1 protein-coding gene is annotated in these 322 nt (G+C 67.7%); it reads right to left on the bottom strand.

Features of this window, described 5'->3' with window-relative positions; all coding sequences use genetic code 11:
• Positions 1-322 (bottom strand): MFS transporter (locus H7I41_RS00470; protein ID WP_372503620.1); only part of this gene is annotated, 322 nt, incomplete at both ends.

The following is a 322-nucleotide window of genomic DNA, read 5'->3' as shown; positions in this document are numbered from 1 at the left end:
CGGAATGGACATGGTGATGACGGCCAGCGGTGCCGACCGGCGTTCGGGGACGAAGTTGCGGGCCACGTATGCGTGTGCGGCCGGGCTGCTGCCGGCCTCGCCGACCGCCACACCCACCCGGGTGAGCGCGAGCTGGAAGCCCGATCCGACGGCGCCGCCGAGCATGGTCATGGTGCCCCACAAGGTCAGACAGCCCGCGATGACGGTGCCGAACATGCCGCGGTCGGTGATGCGGGCGATCACGATGCCGAGCACCGCGTACACGATCAGGAAGCCGAATCCGTTGATGACACCGATTGCGGTGTCGGACAACGCCAAATCC

The sequence above is a fragment of the [Mycobacterium] manitobense genome, from assembly GCF_025821665.1.
GTDB classification, from domain to species: domain Bacteria; phylum Actinomycetota; class Actinomycetes; order Mycobacteriales; family Mycobacteriaceae; genus Mycobacterium; species Mycobacterium arseniciresistens.
Note: the sequence above shows the minus strand (reverse complement) of the source record. Positions and strands in the feature narration are given on the sequence as shown.